Origin of the sequence: Streptomyces sp. TG1A-8 (assembly GCF_030499535.1) — a bacterium.
GTDB lineage: Bacteria > Actinomycetota > Actinomycetes > Streptomycetales > Streptomycetaceae > Streptomyces.
The window spans coordinates 5,693,952-5,716,554 of the sequence record NZ_JASTLB010000001.1 but is presented as its reverse complement, the minus strand read 5'-3'; the positions used below and the strand labels follow the sequence as shown (position 1 = coordinate 5,716,554).

At 75.0% G+C, this 22,603-nt stretch carries 22 protein-coding genes; 7 read left to right on the top strand and 15 right to left on the bottom strand.

Annotated elements, in window-relative coordinates; all coding sequences use genetic code 11:
* The first annotated feature begins 37 nt into the window (after positions 1-37).
* Entirely contained in the window at positions 38-481 is a 444-nt protein-coding gene (locus tag QQY24_RS25180) for a DUF6314 family protein (RefSeq protein WP_301974999.1), read from the top strand.
* 82 nt (positions 482-563) lie between these two features.
* Here the strand turns inward: QQY24_RS25180 and QQY24_RS25175 are convergent, their stop codons facing one another.
* Positions 564-2,057, bottom strand: coding sequence for a PLP-dependent aminotransferase family protein (locus QQY24_RS25175; RefSeq protein ID WP_301974998.1), 1,494 nt, complete (start codon positions 2,055-2,057; stop codon positions 564-566).
* Between QQY24_RS25175 and QQY24_RS25170 the strand changes: the two genes are divergently transcribed.
* The 4 genes from QQY24_RS25170 to QQY24_RS25155 all read left to right on the top strand — a co-directional run bounded on the left by QQY24_RS25170 (position 2,056) and on the right by QQY24_RS25155 (position 5,234).
* The gene (locus QQY24_RS25170; protein WP_301974997.1) at positions 2,056-2,967 is read left to right on the top strand and encodes a DMT family transporter; all 912 of its coding nucleotides are present in this window, start codon (positions 2,056-2,058) and stop codon (positions 2,965-2,967) included. The two genes, QQY24_RS25175 and QQY24_RS25170, sit on opposite strands and share 2 nt — an antisense overlap.
* 18 nt (positions 2,968-2,985) lie before the next feature.
* Positions 2,986-3,216: a DUF1918 domain-containing protein gene (locus tag QQY24_RS25165; RefSeq protein ID WP_301974996.1), complete on the top strand. Its 231-nt coding sequence runs from the start codon at positions 2,986-2,988 to the stop codon at positions 3,214-3,216.
* Positions 3,217-3,913: 697 nt separating this feature from the next.
* Entirely contained in the window at positions 3,914-4,774 is an 861-nt protein-coding gene (locus QQY24_RS25160; RefSeq protein ID WP_301974995.1) for a 3-hydroxybutyryl-CoA dehydrogenase, read from the top strand.
* Between the two features lie 202 nt (positions 4,775-4,976).
* Complete coding sequence (locus QQY24_RS25155; protein ID WP_301974994.1) at positions 4,977-5,234, top strand: hypothetical protein; 258 nt, start codon at positions 4,977-4,979, stop codon at positions 5,232-5,234.
* On the opposite strand, the gene QQY24_RS25150 is transcribed toward QQY24_RS25155, so the two are convergent.
* The 10 genes from QQY24_RS25150 to infC form a co-directional block, all read right to left on the bottom strand.
* Positions 5,231-5,767 (bottom strand): NUDIX hydrolase, encoded by a 537-nt coding sequence (locus QQY24_RS25150; RefSeq protein WP_301974993.1) that lies wholly within the window; start codon positions 5,765-5,767, stop codon positions 5,231-5,233. The genes QQY24_RS25155 and QQY24_RS25150 overlap by 4 nt on opposite strands.
* A gap of 65 nt (positions 5,768-5,832) precedes the next feature.
* A complete protein-coding gene (locus tag QQY24_RS25145; protein WP_301974992.1) occupies positions 5,833-7,173 on the bottom strand; it encodes a transcriptional regulator in 1,341 nt (446 codons plus the stop codon).
* Between the two features lie 194 nt (positions 7,174-7,367).
* The gene (locus QQY24_RS25140; RefSeq protein WP_301974991.1) at positions 7,368-8,366 is read right to left on the bottom strand and encodes a PP2C family protein-serine/threonine phosphatase; all 999 of its coding nucleotides are present in this window, start codon (positions 8,364-8,366) and stop codon (positions 7,368-7,370) included.
* Between the two features lie 285 nt (positions 8,367-8,651).
* Entirely contained in the window at positions 8,652-11,156 is a 2,505-nt protein-coding gene (pheT, locus tag QQY24_RS25135) for a phenylalanine--tRNA ligase subunit beta (RefSeq protein ID WP_301974990.1), read from the bottom strand.
* The gene (gene pheS / locus QQY24_RS25130; RefSeq protein ID WP_301974989.1) at positions 11,156-12,280 is read right to left on the bottom strand and encodes a phenylalanine--tRNA ligase subunit alpha; all 1,125 of its coding nucleotides are present in this window, start codon (positions 12,278-12,280) and stop codon (positions 11,156-11,158) included. The genes pheT and pheS overlap by 1 nt, the downstream gene beginning before the upstream one ends.
* Before the next feature lie 126 nt (positions 12,281-12,406).
* Entirely contained in the window at positions 12,407-13,561 is a 1,155-nt protein-coding gene (locus QQY24_RS25125; protein WP_301974988.1) for an ATP-binding protein, read from the bottom strand.
* 50 nt (positions 13,562-13,611) lie between these two features.
* Positions 13,612-14,475, bottom strand: coding sequence for an RNA methyltransferase (locus tag QQY24_RS25120; RefSeq protein WP_301974987.1), 864 nt, complete (start codon positions 14,473-14,475; stop codon positions 13,612-13,614).
* 103 nt (positions 14,476-14,578) lie between these two features.
* Positions 14,579-14,962 carry a 50S ribosomal protein L20 gene (rplT, locus tag QQY24_RS25115; protein WP_301974986.1) on the bottom strand — a complete coding sequence of 128 codons (384 nt, stop codon included), beginning with the start codon at positions 14,960-14,962 and terminating at the stop codon, positions 14,579-14,581.
* Positions 14,963-15,061: 99 nt separating this feature from the next.
* The gene (gene rpmI / locus QQY24_RS25110) at positions 15,062-15,256 is read right to left on the bottom strand and encodes a 50S ribosomal protein L35 (protein WP_004933563.1); all 195 of its coding nucleotides are present in this window, start codon (positions 15,254-15,256) and stop codon (positions 15,062-15,064) included.
* A gap of 110 nt (positions 15,257-15,366) precedes the next feature.
* Positions 15,367-16,047, bottom strand: a complete 681-nt coding sequence (infC, locus tag QQY24_RS25105; protein ID WP_301974985.1) for a translation initiation factor IF-3 — start codon at positions 16,045-16,047, stop codon at positions 15,367-15,369.
* 341 nt (positions 16,048-16,388) lie between these two features.
* On the opposite strand from infC, the gene QQY24_RS25100 reads away from it, so the two are divergent.
* Complete coding sequence (locus QQY24_RS25100; RefSeq protein WP_301974984.1) at positions 16,389-16,745, top strand: DUF1844 domain-containing protein; 357 nt, start codon at positions 16,389-16,391, stop codon at positions 16,743-16,745.
* Between the two features lie 9 nt (positions 16,746-16,754).
* Here the strand turns inward: QQY24_RS25100 and QQY24_RS25095 are convergent, their stop codons facing one another.
* From QQY24_RS25095 to QQY24_RS25085, 3 genes are all read right to left on the bottom strand, one after another.
* Positions 16,755-17,486 carry an SseB family protein gene (locus QQY24_RS25095; RefSeq protein ID WP_301974983.1) on the bottom strand — a complete coding sequence of 244 codons (732 nt, stop codon included), beginning with the start codon at positions 17,484-17,486 and terminating at the stop codon, positions 16,755-16,757.
* Between the two features lie 102 nt (positions 17,487-17,588).
* Positions 17,589-18,779, bottom strand: a complete 1,191-nt coding sequence (gene mycP / locus QQY24_RS25090; protein ID WP_301974982.1) for a type VII secretion-associated serine protease mycosin — start codon at positions 18,777-18,779, stop codon at positions 17,589-17,591.
* Positions 18,776-19,591: a hypothetical protein gene (locus QQY24_RS25085; protein WP_367658018.1), complete on the bottom strand. Its 816-nt coding sequence runs from the start codon at positions 19,589-19,591 to the stop codon at positions 18,776-18,778. Before QQY24_RS25085 ends, mycP begins: the two co-directional genes overlap by 4 nt.
* 833 nt (positions 19,592-20,424) lie before the next feature.
* Here QQY24_RS25085 and QQY24_RS25080 point away from each other — a divergent pair.
* Positions 20,425-21,627 (top strand): amino acid deaminase/aldolase, encoded by a 1,203-nt coding sequence (locus QQY24_RS25080; protein ID WP_301974981.1) that lies wholly within the window; start codon positions 20,425-20,427, stop codon positions 21,625-21,627.
* 187 nt (positions 21,628-21,814) lie between these two features.
* On the opposite strand, the gene QQY24_RS25075 is transcribed toward QQY24_RS25080, so the two are convergent.
* Complete coding sequence (locus tag QQY24_RS25075; protein ID WP_301976354.1) at positions 21,815-22,570, bottom strand: 3-oxoacyl-ACP reductase; 756 nt, start codon at positions 22,568-22,570, stop codon at positions 21,815-21,817.
* Positions 22,571-22,603: the final 33 nt, after the last annotated feature.

The following is a 22,603-nucleotide window of genomic DNA, read 5'->3' as shown; positions in this document are numbered from 1 at the left end:
CGCCAACGGGGCGTGCGCCCCGGGGAAGGGATGCGGGATGGCCGAGTTCTGGCCCGTGCCCGACGTGCTGGCCCATCTGGCCGGGCGCTGGCGGGTGGAGCGGAGCGTGCGGGACCTGGCGAGCGGGGACGCGGGGCGCTTCGAGGGGGTCACGGTGTTCGGTCCGCTCGACGGGGGCGGGCTGCTGCACGAGGAGTCGGGGACGTTCACCTGGCGGGGCGTGCCGCGGCCGGCGACGCGGACGCTGCGGTTCCTGCCGGGTCGCGCGCCGGGCACGGCACGGGTGCGGTTCGCCGACGGACGGCCCTTCCACGACCTGGACCTGACCTCGGGGCGGTACGTCGCCGACCACCCCTGCGCGGCGGACCTCTACCGCGGCGAGTTCACCGTCCGGGACGCCGGCCACTGGCGCACGGTGTGGCGGGTCGGCGGGCCGGCGAAGGACCTGGTGCTCACCACCGACTACGCGCGCGAGGACTGAGCGGACCGGCCGTCCGGGCGGAGGTTCCACCGGCCGATCACGTCGACCCCCTCGATCACGTCGGCCACGCCGCCCCGCCCGGTCATCGCGCGCTCACCGGGCGGGGCGGTGGCCCGTCGGGCCCGCCCGGCGCCGCGCGGCCCGGGAACACCTCGTCACAGGCCGCCCGTAGCCGTCGTACGCCCTCCGCGATCTCGGCCGTGCCCGCGACCGCCGCGAAGCTCAGGCGGAGGTGGGCGGCGGGGGGTTCGGCGCTGAAGTAGGGGCGGCCGGGGGTCAGGGCGACGCCCGCGCGCAGCGCCGCGGCGGTCAGGACGGAGTCGTCGGCGCCGTCGGGAAGGCGGACCCACAGGTGGTAGCCGCCGGACGGGACGTGCGGCAGGGCGAGTCCGGGCAGGTGGTGGGCGAGCGCACCGGTCATGGCGTCGCGGCGGGTCTTCAGCGCGGCCGACAGGGCGCGCAGGTGGCGGGGCCAGGCCGGGGAGCCGACGAGTTCCAGGGTGGCCTCCTGCAGCGGCCGGGGGACGAAGAAGCTGTCCACGACCTGGATGGCGCGCAGCCGCTCCAGGACGGGCCCGCGCGCGGCCAGCGCGCTCACCCGGAAGCTGGGCGAGGTCGCCTTGGTGAGCGAGCCGACGTGGACGACGACGCCGTCCGGGTCGTCGGCGGCCAGCGGGCGGGGCAGCGGGCCCGCGTCCGCGTGCGCGAGGCGCCGTACGAAGTCGTCCTCGACGACGAACGCGCCGGCCGCGCGGGCGATGCGCAGCACCTCCGCGCGCCGGTCGGGGGCCAGGACCGCGCCGGTCGGGTTCTGGAAGAGGGGCTGGCAGACGAACACCCGGGCCCCGCTGGCCCGGAAGGCGTCGGCCAGCAGCGCGGGCCGCACGCCGTCGGGGTCCACGGGCACCGGGACCGGGCGGAGCCCGGCCGCGCGGGCGAGGGCCAGCATGCCCGGGTAGGTGGGCGACTCCACGAGCACCGGCGCGCCGGGCGGGGCGAGCGCCCGCAGGGCGGTGGCCAGCGCGGACTGGCCGCCGGCCGCGATCAGCACCTCGGCGGCCGTGACCGCCCCGCCGATGCCGCGCGCGAACCACTCCCGCAGCTCCGGCAGTCCCTCCAGCGGCGGGCGCCCCCAGGTGCCGGGCCGCCGCCCGGCCCGGGCGAGGGCCGCGGCCATCGCGCGCTCGGGCTGCAGGCAGGGGTGCGGATAGCCGCCGCTGAACTCCAGTACACCCGGGGGCGGGGTGGCGAGCGAGACGGTGACCCCGGAGGCGTCCACCGTGCGCGGGACGAGGTCGGCGGTGCCGTCGGCGCTGAGCGCGACCTCCTGCCAGGAGGTGTCACCGGCCGGCGCGGCCGGACCGTGCGGCCGGGCGCGGAAGGCGCCGGCGCCCGGGCGGGTGACCACGAGCCCCTCGGCGGCCAGCCGGGCCAGGGCCCGCGAGACGGTCACCGGGCTCACCCGGAACCGCTCGACCAGCGCCCGGCTCGACGGCAGCTTTCCACCGGGTGGATAGCGGTCGAGGTCCATCCTCAACCGTTCCGCCAATTCGCCCACACTGCTACCCTCGTGCATGAGAACACAGAGTAGCGCTACTGACCTCATCCCGATAGCGGTGACCGCTCCGCGGGAGCCACGGAACCTCGGCACCGCGCAGGCCGCCCTCGGTGTGGTCGCCTTCTCCCTCACCTTCCCGGCCACCGCCTGGGGCCTGGAGAGCTTCGGTCCCTGGTCGCTGGTGGCCGTGCGCAGCGCGCTGGCGGCGCTGGTCGCGGGCGGCTGCCTGCTGGCCCTGCGGGTCCGGCTGCCGGAACGCCGCCACCTGCCCGGGCTCGCCGTCGTCGCCGCCGGGGTGGTGCTCGGCTTCCCGATGCTGACCACGCTTGCCCTCAGGACCTCCACCACCGCGCACGCGGCCGTCGTGGTCGGCCTGCTGCCGCTGACCACCGCCGCCTGCTCGGCCCTGCGGACGGGCAGCCGGTCCTCGCGCCGGTTCTGGCTGGCGGCGCTGGCGGGTGCGGCGGCCGTGCTCGCCTTCACCGTCGCGCAGAGCGGCGGCGCGCTCACCGCCGCCGACGGCTTCCTGTTCGCCGCCCTGCTGGTGTGCGCGGCCGGGTACACCGAGGGCGGCCGGCTGGCCCGGGTGCTGCCGGGCTGGCAGGTCATCGGCTGGGCGCTGGTGCTGTGCCTGCCGCTGAGCGTGCCGGCCGCCGCGCTGGCGCTGGCGTACGAGCCGGTGCACCTGACCGGGCACGGGACGGCCGGTGTGCTGTGGGTCGCGCTGGGCTCGCAGTTCCTCGGCCTGGTGGTCTGGTACCGGGGGATGGCTGCCGTCGGGATCCCCCGGGCCAGCCAGTTGCAGTTGGCCCAGCCGCTGCTCACACTGGTGTGGTCGGCGCTGCTGCTGGGCGAGCACCTCACGGCGGCCGCCCCGCTGACCGCTCTCGCCGTGCTCGTGTGCATCGCCGTCACCCAGCGGTCGTGATCGTGAGGAGGCCTGACCATGCGCGCATCCAAGGGCGACCGGCTTGTCCAGCACGGCAGGGTGGTCGGCCAGCACGACCAGGTCAGCGAAGTCGTCGAAGTGATGGGGGCGGAGGGCAACCCGCCGTACCGCGTGCGCTTCGCGGACGGCCACGAGGCGGTGATGTCCCCCGGTCCCGACTGCCAGGTCAAGCACAAGGACGAGGGCGTGACCCCGGACGCGGGCGGGGACCGGGACCCGCGGCTGTAGGCCGGCGCGGGGGTCCCGCCGGCAGCGGTCGGCGGCCGTCCGCGCCCTCGCCCCGGCCGGTCCGCGCCACCCTCTCGGCCGTGAGGAGGGCGTGCCCGCGCGCCTGCGGGCACCCGGCGGCGAGCGCGGGGTGCCGGGACGGCCCGGCCGGGTGTCCGGGCCGCGGGGGCCGGCCCGGGGTATCCGGTGAGGTACCGCGGCCGGGGCTCGTACGGGGACGGCCGCAGGGCGTCCGCCGCGGGCCGCACCTGTGAGGGCCGCCGTGTCGGGCGGTTGGGGACCGCCTCGTCCAGGTGGGCGGTCGGTTCCGCGGCCGGCCGCGCGGTGGCGGGGCCGGGCCGGGAGGGCCGGTCGCGGTGGGCGACCGCGGCCGGCCGCGCGCCCCGCATCCGGGCCGCCGCCCCGCGCGCCGGGGGCGCCCGCTCCCCGCGCCGGCGCCGCCACCGCGGGCCGCACCGCCCTCAGCGCGGACAGCGTCGCAGGACCGGACGCGCACCGCGGCGTCCGTCCCGCCCGCACGTCCCCGCCCGCACACCCCCGTGCGCTTTGGACCCGTACCCCCGCCGATCGTCCCGCGCCCCGGGGCGTCCCCACCCGCCCGATCGATCATCGATACTTGGCGGTAACGTGCACGACCGGAGCAGGCGCCGAACCCGGAGGTCCTGCCGGCGAGCCGGACAACAGCGAAGGGGACGATGTGACCGACATCGAGCGCGTCGGAGTCGTGGGCTGCGGCCAGATGGGCGCGGGCATCGCCGAGGTGTGCGCCCGCGCGGGACTGGACGTCAAGGTCGCCGAGACCACCGGCGAGGCCCTGGAGATCGGCCGTACCCGGCTGTTCAACTCCCTGGCCAGGGCCGCCGAACGCGGCAAGATCGGCGAGGAGGAGCGGGACGCCACGCAGGCGCGGCTCGGCTTCACCACCGACCTCGGCGAGTTCGCGGACCGCGATCTGGTGATCGAGGCCGTCGTGGAGAACGAGCAGGTGAAGACCGAGATCTTCCAGGTGCTCGACCAGGTGGTGACCCGCCCGGACGCGATCCTGGCCTCCAACACCTCCTCCATCCCGCTGGTGAAGCTGGCGGTCGCCACCTCGCGCCCCGACCACGTGGTCGGCATCCACTTCTTCAACCCCGCCCCGGTGCAGAAGCTGGTCGAGCTGATCCCGGCGCTCACCACCTCCGAGGGCACCCTCGGCCGTGCCCAGGTGTTCGCCGAGAAGGTGCTCGGCAAGCACGCCATCCGCGCCCAGGACCGCTCCGGGTTCGTCGTCAACGCGCTGCTGGTGCCGTACCTGCTGTCCGCGGTCCGCATGTTCGAGTCGGGCATCGCCAGCCGCGAGGACATCGACGACGGCATGGAGATGGGCTGCGCCCACCCGATGGGCCCGCTGAAGCTGTCCGACCTGATCGGCCTGGACACGATCGTCTCCATCGCCAACTCGATGTACGCCGAGTACAAGGAGCCGCTGTACGCCGCTCCCCCGCTGCTCCAGCGCATGGTCGAGGCGGGCCGGCTCGGCCGGAAGACCGGGTCGGGCTTCTACACCTACGGCTGATGACCCACCGCCGTCGCACCGGCTTCCGCGAGCCCGGCACCGTTTCCCGGTGCCGGGCTCGTGTCATTCACACACCGTGTGCGCGCCGGGCACGCATATGCCCCTCGCACACGCTCCCCCTGCGCCCACCTGGCGAGTTGACTCATCATGCGCATGCAAAGGATGCGGAACCACCGCTTCGACTACGGAAAGGAGTGGACCCGTGACCGCCGAGCCCGAGCATCCCGTGGTCCATGGAGAACTCGCAGAGTTACGCCGCCGCCTCGATGTGGCGTACGCGCGGGTGGAGGGAGGACTCGCTCTGCTCAGTCACCGCGCCGAGGAGACGGCCAAGGAGGTGGACGAGTTGCACTCACGCATGAGCTCACTGGAACACGCACGCTGGCCACTGCCCTCGCTCGCCGCGCTCACGGCCGTCGGCGCGCTCGTCGTGACCGTCTGGCAGGCGCTGGCGCACTAGCCCCCGGCGAGCCGGAGGTGGTGCAGCAGGAGTAACGCGGCCGCCATGTTGGCGGCCGGGACCTCCCCTCGGGCGATCAGGTCGGGGACGAGTTTGAGCGGGACCCACTCCCTGCGGTCGGACTCGAAGTCGTCCACGGGATGCCCCACGTACTCGCCCCGCTCGGACCAGTAGATGTGGTGCCGGGCGTCGGTGAGGCCGTTGGACGGTTCCACGCTCATCAGGTGGTGCAGGGGTCCCGGCCGCCAGCCGGTCTCCTCCTCCAGTTCCCTGGCGGCCGCGCTCGCGATGTCCTCGCCGTCCTCCACGACTCCCGCGGCCAGTTCCCAGCCCCAGTTGTCGGTGATGAACCGGTGCCGCCACAGCAGGAGCACCTCGTTGGCCTCGTTGACCACCGTGGCCACCGCGACCGGCCGCATCCGGATCAGGAAGTGGTCGAGATGCCGGCCGTCGGGCAGCTCGACATCTGCGAGATTGACGCTGAACCACCGGTTTTCATACACCGTTTGTTCGTTCTGTTTCGTCCATTGCACGGTTCTGCCACCTTCCGACGGGTAAGTGGCAATATCGCAGCAGGGACTCGGGACCTACAGTGCGCTCACAGCGGCACCCGCAGTGCACCGGCGATGAGTTCGGCGGCCTCGGCGGTCCCGGCCGAGCCGCAGCGCACCAGGTGTTCGCGCACCGCGCGCAGACGGTCGCGCAGCCGCTGGGACTCCATTCCGCGGGCCTGCTCGGCCATCCGCACGGCGGTCGCCACCGCCTGGTCGGCGTTGCCCTGGCGCAGTTCGATCGTGCTGAGCATGGCGAGCCGGTGCACCCGGCCCCGGTCGTGGGCGGGGGTGTCCACGGCAGCCGCCGCGTGCTCCCGTGCGGCGGCGAGTTCGCCGAGGCTCAGCAGCGCCTCGGCGACCTGCACGTTGACCAGGCCGGGCTGGACGTAGCCGGTCTCGTCCGGTTCGCGCCCGGGCCGGATGCGTTCGGCGGCCGTCTCCGCACGCCGGATGCAGGACAGCGCGCTGCCGCCGTCGCCGAGGTGGGCGTACGCCTTGGCCTGCATCGCGTACAGGTCGGACGCCAGCGCCGGGGTGATGTGCCGGCCGGCGGCGCGCAGGGCGGCCTCGGCGAAGGCGACGGCCTGCCGGTACTCCCGCATGAACAGCACCTGGTTGACCAGCAGCGCGATCACGTAGGCGCCCAACCCCCGGTCCCCGCTGGCCTTCGCCAGCCGCAGCGCCTGGTGGAAGTAGCGCTGGGCGAGCCCGTGGGCGTCGGAGTCGTAGGCGCAGATGCCCGCGATCGCCACCAGTCCGCCCGTGGCACGGTGCAGTTGGCGACCGGTGGCGTCGGTGTAGCCGCCGCGCAGCAGCGGGGCCGCCTCCGCGTTGAGGAAGCCGACGATGCGGGCACGGGTCGCGATGCCGCCGGCCTTGCGGTACATCTGCTCGTAATGGGCGCGGGCGGCGCGCAGCATCTCCAGGTCGGCCGTGGTGACCCGGTGCCCGCCGCCCCGGGAGACGTCCGTGTCCTCGGGCGGGTTCTCCCACTCCCACACCGGCATGACGGCCGGGGTCCCGGTGACCGCGGCCGCGCCGAGCACGTGCGGGCGCTGCTGTTCGTCGGAGCGCCACAGCGCGGTGGCCCGCTCCACGAAGCCGGACAGCGAGCCGGTGAGCGCGGTGGCCGGCCGGCCGGGCACCCCGAGGCCGATGTCGTCGAGGGTGACGGGCCGCTGCAGGCGCCCGGCCAGCACCTCGCAGATCAGGTCGGGCACCTGCCCGCGTGGCCGCTGCCCCTTCAACCACCGCGCGACCGCGGTGTGTTCGTAGCGGAGCGCGAGGCCCCGTCTGCGTCCGGCCTGGTTGACGTGCGCGGCGAGACCGGCGTGCGAGATCCCCGCCTCGTCCAGGATCGCGTCGAGCAGGGTGTTGGGCTGCATGGGATGACCCCCGGGTGGCCTGGTGCCGTCAGCGTAGTGGTTCGGTCTTCACACGGGGTGTGAACGAAGTGCCCGCATTCACAACGTGTGCGCGCTGTCGCTGAGCGTGTCGGCCGCGGTGGACTGGAGTGCCTCGCAAGAGGCCGGCCGGGCCGCCGGCTCCCCCCTCGTCAAGCGGCGGCCCGGCCGGATGGCTACGGTCGCGGCTGCGCGCGCGGGGCGGTCGCCCGCGCCCGCGCGGGGGAGCCGCATATGTCGTCGTCCCGCACGCCCGCCGCACGGCCCCGCTGCCGGCCGTTGCGGAGCACGAGCAGGGCGACGTCGTCGCCCGGCCTGCCGTCCGCGTGGTCCAGCAGGGCGGTGAACACCGTGCGCAGCACCACCTGCGGGGTCGCGGCGTGGTGGCGCACGGCCTCGCGCAGCGCCGCCGGCAGGGAGAAGAACCGTCCGCGGGCGTCCCGGGTGTCCTCCGCCCCGTCCGTGAACAGCACCAGGGTCTCGCCGGGCAGCAGGGGGCCGCACGCGTGGGGCTCCAGGTCCGCGGGCAGCGGGAAGGGACCCAGGGGCGGCAGCGGATCGGTGCGGCTCAGCGGTTCGACGCTCCCGCCGCTGAGCAGGTACGGCCACGGATGACCGCAGTTCAGCGCCCTCACCTCGCTGTCCCGGGTGATCTCCAGGAGCAGGACGGTGACGAACTCCTCCGCGGGCGGATGTCCCGGGTTCCGTCCGTTCGACGGATGGTCGGCGCGGGAGCGCTCGCGCAGGTGCCGGGCGTGGGCCCGCTCCAGCCGCCGCAGCACGCCGACGAGCTCGGCCTCGTCGTGCGCGGCCTCGCGGAAACTGCCGAGGACGGCGGCGACGGTGCCGAGGGCGGCCAGACCGTGTCCGCGCACGTCGCCCATGACCAGGCGGACGCCGTGCTCGGTGGCGACGGCCTCGTAGAGGTCGCCGCCCACGGTGGCGCCCCGTTCGGCGGACAGCTGGGCGGCGGCCAGGTGCAGTCCGTCGAGCCGGGGCGGCAGGGGACGCAGGAGCGCGCTCTGGGCGGCGCGGGCGACCCGGCGGACCTGCCGCAGTTCGCGCAGCAGAGCCCGGCGGCGGCATATCAGGCCGGTGCCGGCCGCGAGGAAGACGGCGCTGCCGACGATGTGTGCCCCGAGCCCGGTGGGTGCCCGTGCCTTGATGCGGATCATGCCTCTGGTCCCCCAAGTCGGGCCCTGACAGAGCAGACGGACCGGCCCCGAAAGGCCGGTCCGATTCTGTCGGCGGGGTGCCCCGGAGGGACCGGATCACCACCACTTGCCACCCGAATGAGTGAGGCAGCCCTTAATGGAGCCGCATTTATGCAGCTCACGGCGGGGATCGGCGCACTGCGGGGGCGGGCGGCCGTGGTCGGCGCCCGCCCCGTCGGCCCCCGGGGCCCTCCGCCCGGCTCGGGCCGGACCCCGCGGGGTCCGGCCCGAGCCGAGCCAGAGGTCCTAGGCCCGCAGTGCGGCCCCCGTCCGCTCACCGGCCAGCGCGACCGCTGCGTCCCGGGCGGCCGAGGCCTCGTCCACGGTCAGCGTCCGGTCCGGCGCGCGGAAGCGCAGCGCGTACGCGAGCGACTTCCGCCCCTCGCCGAGCTGGGCGGCGCTCTCGTACACGTCGAACAGGCGGATCGACTCCAGCAGCTCGCCCGCCCCCTCGCGCAGCGCCGCCTCGACGTCGGCGTGCGGCACGGACCGGTCCACGACCAGGGCGACGTCCTGCGTGGCGACCGGGAAGGACGAGATGCGCGGGCTCTTCACGAGTCCGGCGCTCGCCTCCTCCAGCGCGTCCAGGTCCAGCTCCATCGCACAGGTGCGCGCGGGCAGGCCGAAGGTCTTGAGGACCCCGGGGTGCAGCTCACCGGCGTACCCGACGACCCGCTCGGCGCCGGCCGCGACGACCGCCAGCTCGGCGCAGCGGCCGGGGTGCCACGGCCCGTACTGGCCCTTGCGGACGATCAGGTCGGTGCCGGCCTCGCGGGCGACGGTCCGCGCGGCCTCGACGGCGTCGGCCCAGTCGGCCGGGCGGCCCCCGCCCCACCAGCCGGCCTGCTCGCGGGCGCCCGCGAGGACGACGGCGGCGTGCCGGGGCTGGACGGGCAGCGCCTCGGTGAGGGAGGCGATCTCCTCGTCCGTCGGGCGCCGGTCGACCGGCAGCCGGACGGCGGCCCTCGGCTCCTCGCGGGGGTGGAAGACCAGCCCCGTCTCGAAGAGCGCCAGGTCGTGGGAGCCGCGGCCGTCGTTGCGGCGCAGTGCGCCGAGGAGGCCCGGCAGCAGCGTCGTGCGGAGCGCCGGCTCCTCGTCGGAGAGCGGGTTGACCAGCTTGACGACGCGGCGCACCGGGTCGTCGGCCGCGAGGCCCAGCCGGTCGAAGACCTGCTCGCCGAGGAACGGGTAGCTCAGCGCCTCGACGTACCCGGCGCCGGCCAGCGCGCGGCCGATGCGGCGGTGCAGGCGCTGCCGGCCGGTCAGGCCGCGGCCCGCGGGGGGCTTGGGCAGCGTGGAGGGCAGGTTCTCGTAGCCCTCCAGGCGGATGACCTCTTCGGCCAGGTCGTTCGGGTCCGTCAGGTCGGGACGCCAGGACGGGACGGTGACGATCAGCTCGTCCTGCCCGTAGACGTCGCAGCCGATCTCCTGCAGGCGGCGGACGACGGTCCCGCGGCCGTACGCGACGCCCGCGACCCTGTCCGGGTGGTCGGCCGGGACGGCGATGGTGCGCGGCGCCGAGGGCGCGATCACCTCGGTGACGCCGGCGTCCGCGGTGCCGCCCGCGAGGAGCACGAGCAGGTCGACGGTGCGCTGGGCCGCGGCGGAGGCGGCCTGCGGGTCGACGCCGCGCTCGAAGCGGCGGGAGGCCTCGGAGGACAGCTTGTGGCGGCGGGCGGTGCGCGCGACGGAGATCGCGTCGAAGTGGGCGGCCTCGATGACGACGTCGGTGGTGGTGCCCTCGGTGTCGTCGATCTCGGTGTGCGCGCCGCCCATGACGCCGGCCAGGCCGATGGGGCCGCCGTCGTCGGTGATGACGAGGTCGCCGGCGTCCAGGGTGCGGCTGACGCCGTCGAGGGTGGTGAGCTGTTCGCCCTGTTCGGCACGGCGCACCCCGATGGCGCCCCGGACGCGGGCGCGGTCGTAGGCGTGCAGGGGCTGGCCCAGCTCCAGCATCACGTAGTTGGTGACGTCCACCGCGAGGGAGATCGGGCGCATGCCGGCCTTCTGCAGGCGCCGCCGCAGCCAGATCGGGGAGTGCGCCTCCGGGTCGAGCCCGGAGACGGTGCGGGCGGTGAAGCGGTCGCAGCCGAACGGGTCGGCGACCTGCACCGGGTAGCCGTAGGCGTTGGGCGCCGGCACGTCGAGCAGGGCCGGGTCGCGCAGCGGCAGGCCGTAGGCGATGGCGGTCTCGCGGGCGACGCCGCGCATCGACAGGCAGTAGCCGCGGTCCGGGGTGACGGCGATGTCGAGGACCTCGTCGACCAGCTGGAGCAGTTCGACGGCGTCGGTGCCGACCTCGTGCTCCGGCGGCAGGACGATGATGCCCTTGCTGCCGTCGTCGCCCATGCCCAGCTCGTCGCTGGAGCAGATCATGCCGTGGGAGGTCCTGCCGTACGTCTTGCGCGCGGAGATCGCGAAGCCGCCGGGCAGGACGGCGCCGGGGAGGACCACGACGACCTTGTCGCCGACGGAGAAGTTGCGGGCGCCGCAGACGATCTCCTGGGGCTCACCGGTGCCGTTGGCCCGGCCGACGTCGACGGTGCAGAAGCGGATCGGCTTCTTGAAGCCCTCCAGCTCCTCGATGGTGAGCACCTGGCCGACGACGAGCGGGCCCTTGAGGTCGGCGCCGAGCTGCTCGACGGTCTCGACCTCGAGGCCGACCGAGATCAGCTTCTCCTGGACGTCGCGCCCGGTCTCCGTCGCCGGCAGGTCGACGTACTCCCGCAGCCAAGAAAGCGGGACCCGCATCAGATCTCCATCCCGAACGGCCGGGTGAACCGGACGTCACCCTCGACCATGTCTCGCATGTCTTCGACGTTGTGGCGGAACATCAGCATCCGCTCGATGCCGAACCCGAAGGCGAAGCCGCTGTACTTCTCGGGGTCGACGCCGCAGGCGGTGAGCACCCGCGGGTTGACCATGCCGCAGCCGCCCAGCTCGATCCAGCCCTCGCTGGAGCAGGTGCGGCAGGGCCGGTCGGGGTCGCCGACGGACTCGCCCCTGCACACGTAGCAGAGCATGTCCATCTCGGCGCTCGGCTCGGTGAAGGGGAAGTAGTGGGGGCGCAGCCGGGTCTTCATCCCCGGGCCGAAGAGCGACTGGACCATGTGGTCCAGGGTGCCCCTGAGATCGGCCATGGTCAGGCCCTCGTCGATGGCCAGCAGCTCGATCTGGTGGAAGACCGGGGTGTGGGTCGCGTCCAGCTCGTCCGTGCGGTACACGCGGCCGGGGCAGACGATGTACACCGGCAGCTCGCGCGAGAGCAGGGCGCGGGCCTGCACGGGCGAGGTGTGGGTGCGCAGGACGACGCCGCAGTCGCCGTCCTCGCCCCGGGGGCCGTCGACGAAGAAGGTGTCCTGCATCTGCCGGGCCGGGTGGTCCGGGGTGAAGTTCAGGGCGTCGAAGTTGAACCACTCCGCCTCGGCCTCGGGACCCTCGGCGATCTCGTACCCCATGGACACGAAGACGTCCGCGACGCGCTCCATCATGGTGGTCAGCGGGTGCCGGGCGCCGGCCGGGACGCGGTCGTACGGCAGGGTGACGTCCACCGCCTCCTCGACCAGCACCCGGGCGTCGCGCTCGGCCTCCAGCTCGCCCTGGCGGGCGGCGAGGGCCTTGTTCACGGCACCGCGGGCCGTGCCGACGCGCTTGCCGGCCTCGGCCTTGGCGTGCGGGGGCAGGGCGCCGATCTCGCGGTTGGCGAGGGCCAGCGGGGAGGTGGGGCCGGTGTGGGCGACCTTGGCCTCGTGGAGCGCGTCGAGGGAGTCCGCGGCGGCGAAGGCGGCGAGCGCCTCGTCCCGCATGCGCTCGATCTCTTCCGGTTTCAACGTCTCGACCTCTACAGGGTCGTACGACTTATTCGGTGCCGACATCTCTTCCCGTGCTTCCGGTTGGCTGGCTGGAGGTCCCCGTCATCGACTCGCGGAGCGCCGTGGGACACAAGGGTGCCAGGGGCCGAGTCTAACGGGGTGGAGGCGGACGAATGCGCCCGTGGGCCGCTACGCGAGGTACGCGGGGATGCTCACGGGCAGCGTGAATCGGAACTCGGCGCCGCCGCCGGAGGCGCGGCCGACCGTGATGGTGCCGCCGTGGGCCTCGACGATGCCCTTGACGATGTAGAGCCCGAGGCCGGTGCCGCCACGCTTGCTGCCCCGCCAGAAGCGGGTGAAGACGCGGTTCATGGACTCCTCCGGGATGCCGGGCCCCTCGTCGCTCACCGTGACCGACGTGCCGGTCTCCTCGCCCTCGCGGGGGGACGCCGAGGGCGTGACGTCAATGGTGACGGTTCCCTCGCCGTGCCGCACGGCGTTTTCCAGCAGGTTGCTCAGCACCTGGTCGATCTTGTCGGGGTCGGCCCACAGGGCGGGCAGCGGCTGTTCGATGCGCAGCAGGAAGCGGTCGGCGCGCTGGCCCGCGGCGACGTAGGCCTGGATGTGCCGGGAGACGGCGGCCCCGATGTCGACGGGCTGCCGGCGCACCTCCAGCCGCCCGGAGTCGATCCGCGAGATGTCGAGCAGTTCGGCGATGAGCCGGGTGACCCGGTCAGCGTCGGCGTCGACGGTCTCCAGCATCAGCCGTTTCTGGTCGTCGGTGAAGCGTTCCCACTTGGCGAGGAGCGTGGCGGTGAAGCCCTTCACGGACGTGAGCGGGGAGCGCAGCTCGTGGGCGACGGTGGCGATCAGCTCGGCGTGGCTGCGCTCGGTGCGGCGGCGGGCCTCGGTGTCCCGCAGCGTGACGACGACGCGCCGGACGGGCCCGAGGGGTAAGTCGCGCACGTACCGGGCGGAGACGAGCACCTCGCGCACGCCCGGCAGCAGCAGGTTGCGTTCGGGCTGCCGCACCCGGATGGCCAGGCCGCCGTAGGGGTCGGTGAGCTGCCACCAGCGGCGGCCCTCCAGGTCCTCCAGCGGCAGCGCCTTCTCCAGGGGTGCGCCGAGGGCGTCGGCGGCGCGGACGGCGGTGATGCGTTGGGCGGCGGCGTTGAAGCAGACGACGCGGCCGTGCTCGTCGGCGACGACGAGGCCGTCGGGCAGCTGGTCCGGGTCGACGCAGGGGCGCGCCCCGGCACGGCCGCCGTGCCGGGGCGCGGGCGGGCGGCGCCCGTCCCGCCCGTCCCGCCCGTCCGGCGCGGTGCTCGCGTCGACCACACTCATCCCTGTACCCCACCTCTCAGCCGGCGCAGGGTCCCGAGCCGGCCACCCTACTAGCTCACGGTGACGGAGCGGCACCCCGTGGGGGCGCGCTGTGCACGGGCCGACGCGTACAGGCACACGGCCGCGGCCGTGGCGAGGTTCAGGCTCTCGGCCCTTCCGTGGAGGGGGACGCGGACGACGGCGTCGGCGAGCGCGCGGGTCTCCCCGGGGAGCCCCCAGGCCTCGTTGCCGAACACCCAGGCGGTCGGCCCGCCCATGGCGCCCTTGTCCAGTTCCTCGTCGAGGTCGCGGTCGCCCGCGCCGTCGGCGGCCAGGACGCGCACACCGGCACCCCTCAGCCCCCGCACGGCCTGCTCGACCGGCACGCCGACGGCGACCGGGAGGTGGAACAGGGAGCCGACGGAGGCGCGGACGGCCTTGGGGTTGTACAGGTCGACGGAGGCGTCGGTGAGGACGACGGCCTCGGCGCCGGCCGCGTCGGCGCAGCGCAGCACGGTGCCGGCGTTGCCGGGGTCGCGCACGTGGGCGAGGACGGCGACGAGCCGCGGGCGGGCGGCCAGGACGTCCTCGAAGGGGGTGTCCAGGAACCGGCAGACGCCGACGAGCCCCTGCGGCGTGACGGTGGTGGAGATGTCGGCGACGACCTCTTCGGGGGCGAGGTGCACGCGGGCGCCGGCGCCGCGGGCCGCCCCGACGATGCCGGCGTGGCGCTCGGCGGCCTCCGCGGTGGCGAACAGCTCCACCAGCGTGGCCGTGCCGTCGGCCGCCCGGTGCCCGGCGGCCTCCCGCACGGCCTGCGGTCCCTCCGCGAGGAAGAGCCGGTCCTTGCCCCGGAAGTTCCGCCTGGCGAGCCGCCGGGCGGCGCTCACCCGGGCGGAGCGGGGGGAGATCGGCTCGGGGCCGGCAGGGGGCATCCTCTTCACCTTCAGCAGTTCGCGTTCCGCGTACAAAGCGGCGGACCCGCAGGCCAGTGCCCGCGGGTCCGTACAGTCACGTCGGCCTGGGGCCAGCGCGGCGTCACGCAGCCTTGGGGGCGTTGACGTCGCTCGGCAGCGCCTTCTGCGCGACCTCGACCAGCGCCGCGAAGGCGCTCGCGTCGTTGACGGCCAGCTCGGCCAGGATCTTGCGGTCGACCTCGACGTTCGCGGCCTTCAGACCCTGGATGAAGCGGTTGTAGGTCATGCCGTTGGCGCGGGCAGCGGCGTTGATGCGCTGGATCCACAGCTGACGGAAGTCGCCCTTGCGCTTCTTGCGGTCGTTGTAGTTGTAGACCAGCGAGTGGGTGACCTGCTCCTTGGCCTTGCGGTACAGGCGCGAACGCTGACCGCGGTAGCCGGAGGCCTGCTCGAGGATCGCCCGGCGCTTCTTGTGGGCGTTGACTGCCCGCTTGACGCGTGCCACTTGTTAACTCCTTGTAGCGGGGCCGTGGGGGGTGCTCACACGGCCCGGAAACGATGGGGTCCCGGTCCGGACGGACGGCGCTCAGGCGGCGCCGCCGCGTCACTTGCCGAGAAGCTTCTTGATCTTCGCGGCGTCGCCCGGGGCCATCTCGGCGTTGCCGGTGAGGCGACGCGTCACGCGGGACGACTTGTGCTCGAGCAGGTGGCGCTTGCCGGCGCGCTCGCGGAGCACCTTGCCGGAGCCGGTGACCTTGAAGCGCTTGCTGGCACCGCTGTGCGACTTGTTCTTCGGCATGGCGCCGTTATCTCCTCGTCGGTGGCGCTCCGGTGCCCGGTCACGGAAACCGGGCACGGTGGAGCGTCGTCTTGTTTCGGTTACGTCCTGGGGACTGGCGTCCCCCGGGATCACGCCTCGGCGGGTTCCTCGGACGGCGCCTCGGCCTCGGTCCCGGCCTCCGCCTCGGCGGGGTTCTGCGACCGGCCGGGGTTGGCCTTCGCATCGGCCTTGCGGGCTTCCTGCGCCTGGCGCGCCTCGGCCATCGCCTCGGTCTTCTTCTTGTGCGGACCGAGGACCATGATCATGTTCCGGCCGTCCTGCTTCGGGTTCGACTCCACGAAACCGAGGTCCTGGACGTCCTCCGCGAGCCGCTGCAGCAGCCGGTAGCCCAGCTCGGGCCGGGACTGCTCGCGACCACGGAACATGATCGTGATCTTGACCTTGTCGCCCTGCTTGAGGAACCGGACGACGTGACCCTTCTTGGTGTCATAGTCGTGCGGGTCGATCTTCGGCCGGAGTTTCATCTCCTTGATGACCGTGTGCGCCTGGTTCTTGCGCGCCTCACGGGCCTTCATGGCCGACTCGTACTTGAACTTCCCGTAGTCCATGAGCTTGCACACGGGCGGACGGGCGTTCGCCGCGACCTCGACCAGGTCGAGGTCGTACTCCTGCGCAAGCTCCAGTGCCTTCGCGAGCGGCACGATGCCGACCTGCTCGCCACTGGGACCGACAAGTCGCACCTCGGGAACGCGAATCCGGTCGTTGATGCGGGGCTCGGCGCTGATGGATCCTCCTCGGTAGCACCACACGGCGGTCTGGCGGACAGCCGCGTAACGTCTCTGTTCGATAGACCTAACCGCGCCGAAGCACGAAAAATGCCCCGGACGATCACAGGCGGGGCTCCATGGCAACCGGAGCACCGCCGCGATGGCCGCGGGGCGCGCTTCGGGCGGCTCCATCGTCCGTACGGAACGATGGCGGCCACCTGACCGGATGACCCGCCGTCCCGGAGGGCGGTCGGGTGGGAGATCGGAGCCTCCACTTGTGGGCCGTGCACAGTCGTGCCCGGCCGGTCGTACTCCAGACTATCAGGATCGCTTGACAAGGGCTAACGGGAGGTGGGGCCGCGCGGACCGCCTATCGTGTGGGCATGAGTGAGACCCCTCCTGAGACCCCCGACTTCGACGCGATGACCCGGGACATCGCCGAGGTCCCCGCCGTCGAGGTGATCGTGACGGTCGCCGTCAACCTGATGAGCGCCGCCGCCGTGAAGCTCGGGCTGACCGAGGAGGGCGAGAAGTACAAGGACCTGGACGAGGCCCGCAAGCTGATCACCGCGCTCGCCGGCCTGCTGGACGCGGGTGCGACGGAGATCAGCTCCTTCCACGCCGCGCCGCTGCGCGACGGCCTGAAGTCGCTGCAGCTGGCGTTCCGCGAGGCGTCGATCGTGCCGGACGAGCCGGGCCAGGGACCGGGCGAGAAGTACACCGGCCCGGTCTACGGCTAGCCGGCCGGCTCACCCGCGTACGTACAGGGGCTCGCCCGCGGGGGTGGTCCCGGCCGGCAGCAGCGCCAGGTCGAGGCCCCGCACCAGGCGGGCCCTCAGTGTCTCGTCGGCGGCCAGGCGCCCGGCGACGGCGCGGGCGGCCTCGGCGGGCGCGGCGGCCGGGTCCAGGACGAGGGCGAGGACGCCGTCGGCCCGGCCGGGTCCGAGGTGGGCGCGCAGCACGGCGGGCTCGGCGGCCACGGCGGTGCGGACGGCGGCCAGGACGGCCGGGTCGGCGAGCGGGTCGGTGCTGGTACGGCCCTCGGCGAGGGCGAGCAGGGCGGGGCCGGACAGTTCGAACGGCACCGGTCCGGCCAGGTCCAGGATGATGGTGTCCGCCTTCTCGTGCGCGGCGGCCCGCAGCGCCTGGTGCAGGGGCACGGCGACGGGGCGGGCCGCCGGGTCCCAGCGGGCGAGGGAGTCGGTGGAGGTGAAGGCGGGCAGCGCGGTGCGCGAGCCGGCCTTCAGGGTGGGCACGGCCATGTCGCTGGTCTTCTCCCGGCGCAGCCCGTTCCCGTCCTCCTCGGCCTCGCCGAGCACGGCGACGACGGGGACGAGCAGGCGGGCGCCCTTCAGCGCCTCCAGCACCGGCTCCAGGGCGCTGCGGTCCTCGGCCCAGGCGGCGAGGGCGGCGCCGAGCCGGGGGTCGGCGGAGCCGTCGTCGTCGCGGAAGCCGGGGTCGGGGATGTTCTTGTTCGCCACGGTCACCGACCCTATCGGGGGAAGGCCGCCGGGCCCGTACGGGACCGCGGTGGCGGGGCCGCCCGCCGCGGCCGGCTCCGGTGCCCCCGGCGGGGGCGTCCGCTAGGGGGTTCCCCTCCTGCGACCCCTCCACAGGGCCGCCGCCACCACCAGCAGGGCCGCCCCCACGCCGCCCGCCAGGGGGCCCGCCCAGTCCGAGGCCGGGCCGGCGGGCCGTGCGGCGTCCGGGCCCGCTCCGAAGTACTTCCGTCCGTACGGTGCCACGCGCAGCTTCTCCGGTCCGACCCGGCCGGCCGCCGCCAGGGCCGCCGCCGGATCGATCGTGCCGAAGCCGCGGGAGTCGTCGCGGCCGCCCACCGGGGCGTCGCGGGCCGTGTCCTCCAGCAGGTCCTTGACCTGGGCCGGGGTCAGGGCGGGGTGGGCCGCCCTGACCAGCGCCACCGCGCCGGAGACGAAGGCGGAGGCGGCAGAGGTGCCCCAGCCCTCGTAGTACTTGTGGTCGGGGTCGGCGATGACGACGTCCACGCCGGGCGCGCTCACGGCGGCGTACCAGCGGCGGGTGGAGAAGGAGGCGCGGGTGCCGTAGCGGTCCACGGCGGTGGCGGCGATGACGCCCGGGTAGGCGGCCGGGTAGGAGACGTGGTCGCCCTTGTCGCCGCCGTTGCCCGCGGAGGCCACGACGACCACGCCCTTCCTCAGGGCGTACTGCACGGCCTCGTCCTCGCTCGGCTCGGGGTGTGCGGAGTCGGAGTCGTCGCCGAGGGAGAGGTTGATGACGTCGGCGCCGTGGTCGGCGGCCCAGCGGATGCCGTCGGCGAGGGCGTTGCCGCGGGTGGTGCGGGCCCTGGCGCGGGCGGGGTCGCCGTCCTCCAGGATGACCCGGACGGGCAGGACCCGCGCCTCGGGCGCGACGCCCATGACGCCGTCGGCGCCGCCGGGGCCGTGGCCGTGCCCGGCGATGATGCCGGCCATGGCGGTGCCGTGGCGGGCCCAGGCGCGCTGTCCCGGGCGGGCGCCGAAGCCGATCATGTCCTTGGCGGGCAGGACGTTGCCGGTCAGGTCCGGGTGGCCGGCCTCGACCCCGGTGTCCAGGACGGCGACGGTGACGCCCCGGCCCCTGGTGGTGCGCCAGGCCTCGCTGAGGTGGAGGGCGGACAGGCCCCACTGCTGGGCGCGGATGCCGTCGGCGTACGCGGGGGCGGACGGGAGCAGGGCGAGGGAGCCGGCGAGGAGGAGGCCCGTCGCGGTCCCGGCCGCGGCCCTGCGGCGGTGGCCGCGCGCCGGCCGCCTCACGAGGGGGTCTCCGTGGCCGGGTCGACGGTCTGGCGCAGCCGCCGTTCGACGCGGTCGGCCAGGCCCTGGGCCTCGTTGCCGAGTCCGGCCTGGGCGGGTGCCGAGGTGGCGCCGGACCGGGTGGCGTCGGCGGCGGGCAGCGGCGCGTCGACGGTGCGGCCGTCGGCCCAGCCGGAGACGGTGTAGGCGACGACGGGGGCGTCGGGGAGGACGGAGAGCGTCCAGGTGGCGCGCTGCCGGTCGCCGAAGCGGGCGGCGGCGGTGCCGGCCGCGGCGTACGGCCGGGGCAGGAGGTCGGTGCGGCGGTCCAGGTGCTCGTCGCGGAAGCGGGCGGCGAGCGCGGACATCGCGGCGGGGTCGGCCCCGGTGAACAGCAGGCCGACGGTGGTGACGTAGCTCTGGGTGGCGTCGGTGTAGGTGGCGCGCAGCAGCCGGCGGCAGCCGACGGGGGCGAGGGCCTTGCGCAGCGGCGGGTCGAAGGCGCCGGCGCAGCCGCTGTCGGGAGCCACGGCGATCCTGGTCCAGGTGCGGTCGGCGCCCCCCGGACCGGCGCCGGTGCCCCGGACGGTGGGCGGGAACAACTGGTCGACGGGCACGCTGTGCCACAGGGTACGCGCCGCGCCGAAACCCGTCCGGGCGGTGCCGCCGCCGTCCCCGGTGAGCCAGCTGCCGGTCGCGGCGCCGCCGATGAGGCCGAGGCCGAGCACCAGGCAGGCCGCGGCAGCGGCGGCACGGGGGTGCAGCCGCGCGCCGCGCGCGAGCGGCCGGGCCCGCAGCCGCTCGTCGTACCCCTCGGGCTCCCCGAACGTCACGACGGGACGCCCCGCCGCGGCGGCGCCCCAGGGGAGCGTCGGGTCCGGGACGGGGGACGGGCCCGGCTCGGGTGCCGGGGGCACCGGGCGGAACCGTGCCGTGGTCCGGGACGGCGCCCCCGTCGGCGCACCGGGACCCGGGGGCCGTGCGCCGGGGCCCGGGGGCCGTGCGCCGGGGCCGTCGGCAGGGCGCGCCGGCAGGGGTCCGCCGGGGCCGTCCCCCTGCGCGCCGGGGCCGTGGGGCGGTCGCGGGGGCGCGGCGGGACGGCCACCCCCTTCGGCGGCGCCCCGGCCCGCGGTCGGCGGACCGTCCGGGAAGCGGGCCGAGGCGGCGGGCGGGGGCAGGGTTCCGGGGGCGGGAGCGGTGGTGGGGGCGGTGGTGGCGGGGCGGAACGCGGGAGGGCGGGGGCGGTCCCCGGCCGGGGTGCGGGGTGCGAACACCGAGGGTTCGTCGTCGAGGTCGCCGTCGCCGCGCGCGGGCGCGGTGCGTCCCGGACCGCGGACGCCGCCGGTGCGGTCCGCCGGAGGGGTCGGGGCGCGGCGCGCTTCCGTGCTCATGCACCCCCCGTTTCCTGGAGCCCGGGCCGTTTCCTCGTACGCGGGCCGGCGCGCTCGTCGGCCGCCGCGCCCGGTACCGAACTCCGTCCGGGCACGCATACCCGTACGGCTGGACCGGCCTGCCGGTTCAGGTGGTGCGGCCGGGCGCGTTCCGCCGTACGTGCGCGTCACTCTACGGGTTGTCCGGGGTGGAGGGAGAACCAGTCCGCGCGCCCGGGGCATCTGCCCGGAACGTCCCCCTACCCTGCGGTAATCCGGTCTGGCAGGCTTCCGCCATGACTGCGCGCGCCGCCGACCGGGCCCGTTACGACCGGGCCACCGCCCATCTCGACGCCCCGGTCGCGATCGTGGACCTGGAGGCCTTCGACGCCAACGCGGCCGACCTCGTGCGCCGGGCCGCCGGCAAGCCGGTGCGCGTGGCCAGCAAGTCCGTGCGCTGCCGGGCCCTGCTGGAGCGCGTGCTGGCCGGGGACGGCTTCCGGGGCGTGATGTCGTTCACGCTCGCCGAGTCGCTGTGGCTCGCGCGATCCGGGTTCGGCGACATCCTGCTGGCGTACCCCTCCGCCGACCGGTCCGGTTACGCCGAACTGACCGCCGATCCGAAGCTCGCCGGTGCCGTGACCGTGATGGTCGACGACGTCGCGCAGCTCGGCCTGATCGACGCCTGCCGGGCCGGCGGACGCGAGGTGGTGCGGGTCTGCCTGGAGTTGGACACCTCGCTGCGGCTGCTGGGCGGTCGGGTCCGGGTGGGGGCGCGCCGCTCGCCGCTGCACTCCCCCGGCCAACTCGCCGACCTGGCCCGGGCCGTGGCCCGGCGGCCGGGTTTCCGGCTGGTGGGCGTCATGGCGTACGAGGGGCACGTCGCCGGGGTCGGGGACGCCGTGGCCGGCCGGCCGCTGCGGTCGCGGGCCGTCCGGCTGATGCAGGCCGCCGCCCGGCGCGAACTCGCCGAGCGGCGCGGCGCGGCGGTGCGGGCCGTCCGGGCCGTGGTGCCGGACCTGGAGTTCGTCAACGGCGGCGGGACGGGCAGCGTGCAGCACACGGCCGCCGAGGACGCCGTCACGGAGATCGCGGCCGGTTCCGGCCTCTACGTCCCCCGGCTCTTCGACAACTACACGTCCTTCAGCGGCCGTCCGGCCGCCCTGTTCGCCCAGCCCGTCGTCCGGCGCCCCGGGGTGGGCGTGGTCACCGTGCTCGGCGGCGGCTATCCGGCCTCGGGCGCGGCCGGCCCGGACCGGCTGCCGGTGCCGTACCTGCCGGAGGGACTGGCGTACGACCCCCGGGAGGGGCCGGGCGAGGTGCAGACCCCGCTGCTCGGCGCGGTCGCCGACGACCTGCTGATCGGCGACAGGGTGTGGTTCCGGCACGCCAAGGCGGGCGAGCTGTGCGAGCGTTTCGACACCCTGCACCTCGTGGAGGGGGACGCCGTGACGGCGGCCGTGCCCACCTACCGGGGCGAGGGGCGCACCTTCCTCTGAGCCCCGGGCGTCCCCGGGAGGGCTCAGTGGACCGTGTCCGCCCGGTCCGGCACCACCGAGCCGTCGGCGCGCCCGGGCGGTCCCCGCGTGCCGTCGGGCGCGGTGCGGGCCGTGCTCGCGCACGGGTACGGCGCCGTCCTGCGCGACAGCGGGGGTCGCACGCTCCGGGGACCGTACACCCCGGTCCCTACAGGGGCGTGACGTACGCGCCCGAGATCCCTCCGTCCACCAGGAAGTCGGTGGCGTTGACGAAGGAGGAGTCGTCGCTGGCCAGGAAGGCGACGGCGGCGGCGATCTCCTCGGCCTCGGCGAACCGGCCGAGCGGGATGTGGACCAGGCGGCGGGCGGCCCGCTCGGGGTCCTTGGCGAACAGTTCCCGCAGCAGCGGGGTGTTGACCGGGCCGGGGCACAGGGCGTTCACCCGGATGCCCTCGCGGGCGAACTGCACGCCCAGCTCGCGGGACATGGCGAGGACGCCGCCCTTGGAGGCCGTGTACGAGATCTGGGAGGTGGCCGCGCCCATGCGGGCCACGAAGGAGGCGGTGTTGATGATGGAGCCCCTGCCCTGCCGGCGCATGTAGGGGATGGCGGCCTTGCAGCACAGGTAGACGGAGGTGAGGTTGACCTCCTGGACCCGCTTCCAGGCCTCCAGGCCGGTCTCCAGGATGGAGTCGTCGTCGGGCGGGGAGATGCCGGCGTTGTTGAAGGCGACGTCGACGCTGCCGTAGGTGTCGTGGGCCGCCTCGAACAGCGCCTCGACCTGTTCGGGGTCGGTGACGTCGACCCGGACGAAGAGCCCGCCGGTCTCCTCGGCGGCGGCCCTGCCGCGGGCCTCGTCCACGTCGCCGCAGACGACGTGGGCGCCCTCGGCGGCGAGGCGGCGGGCGCTGGCGAGGCCGATGCCGCTGCCGGCTCCGGTGACGACGGCGGTGCGGCCGGTCAGGCGGCGGCAGACGGCGTCGGGGGTCTGCGGGGT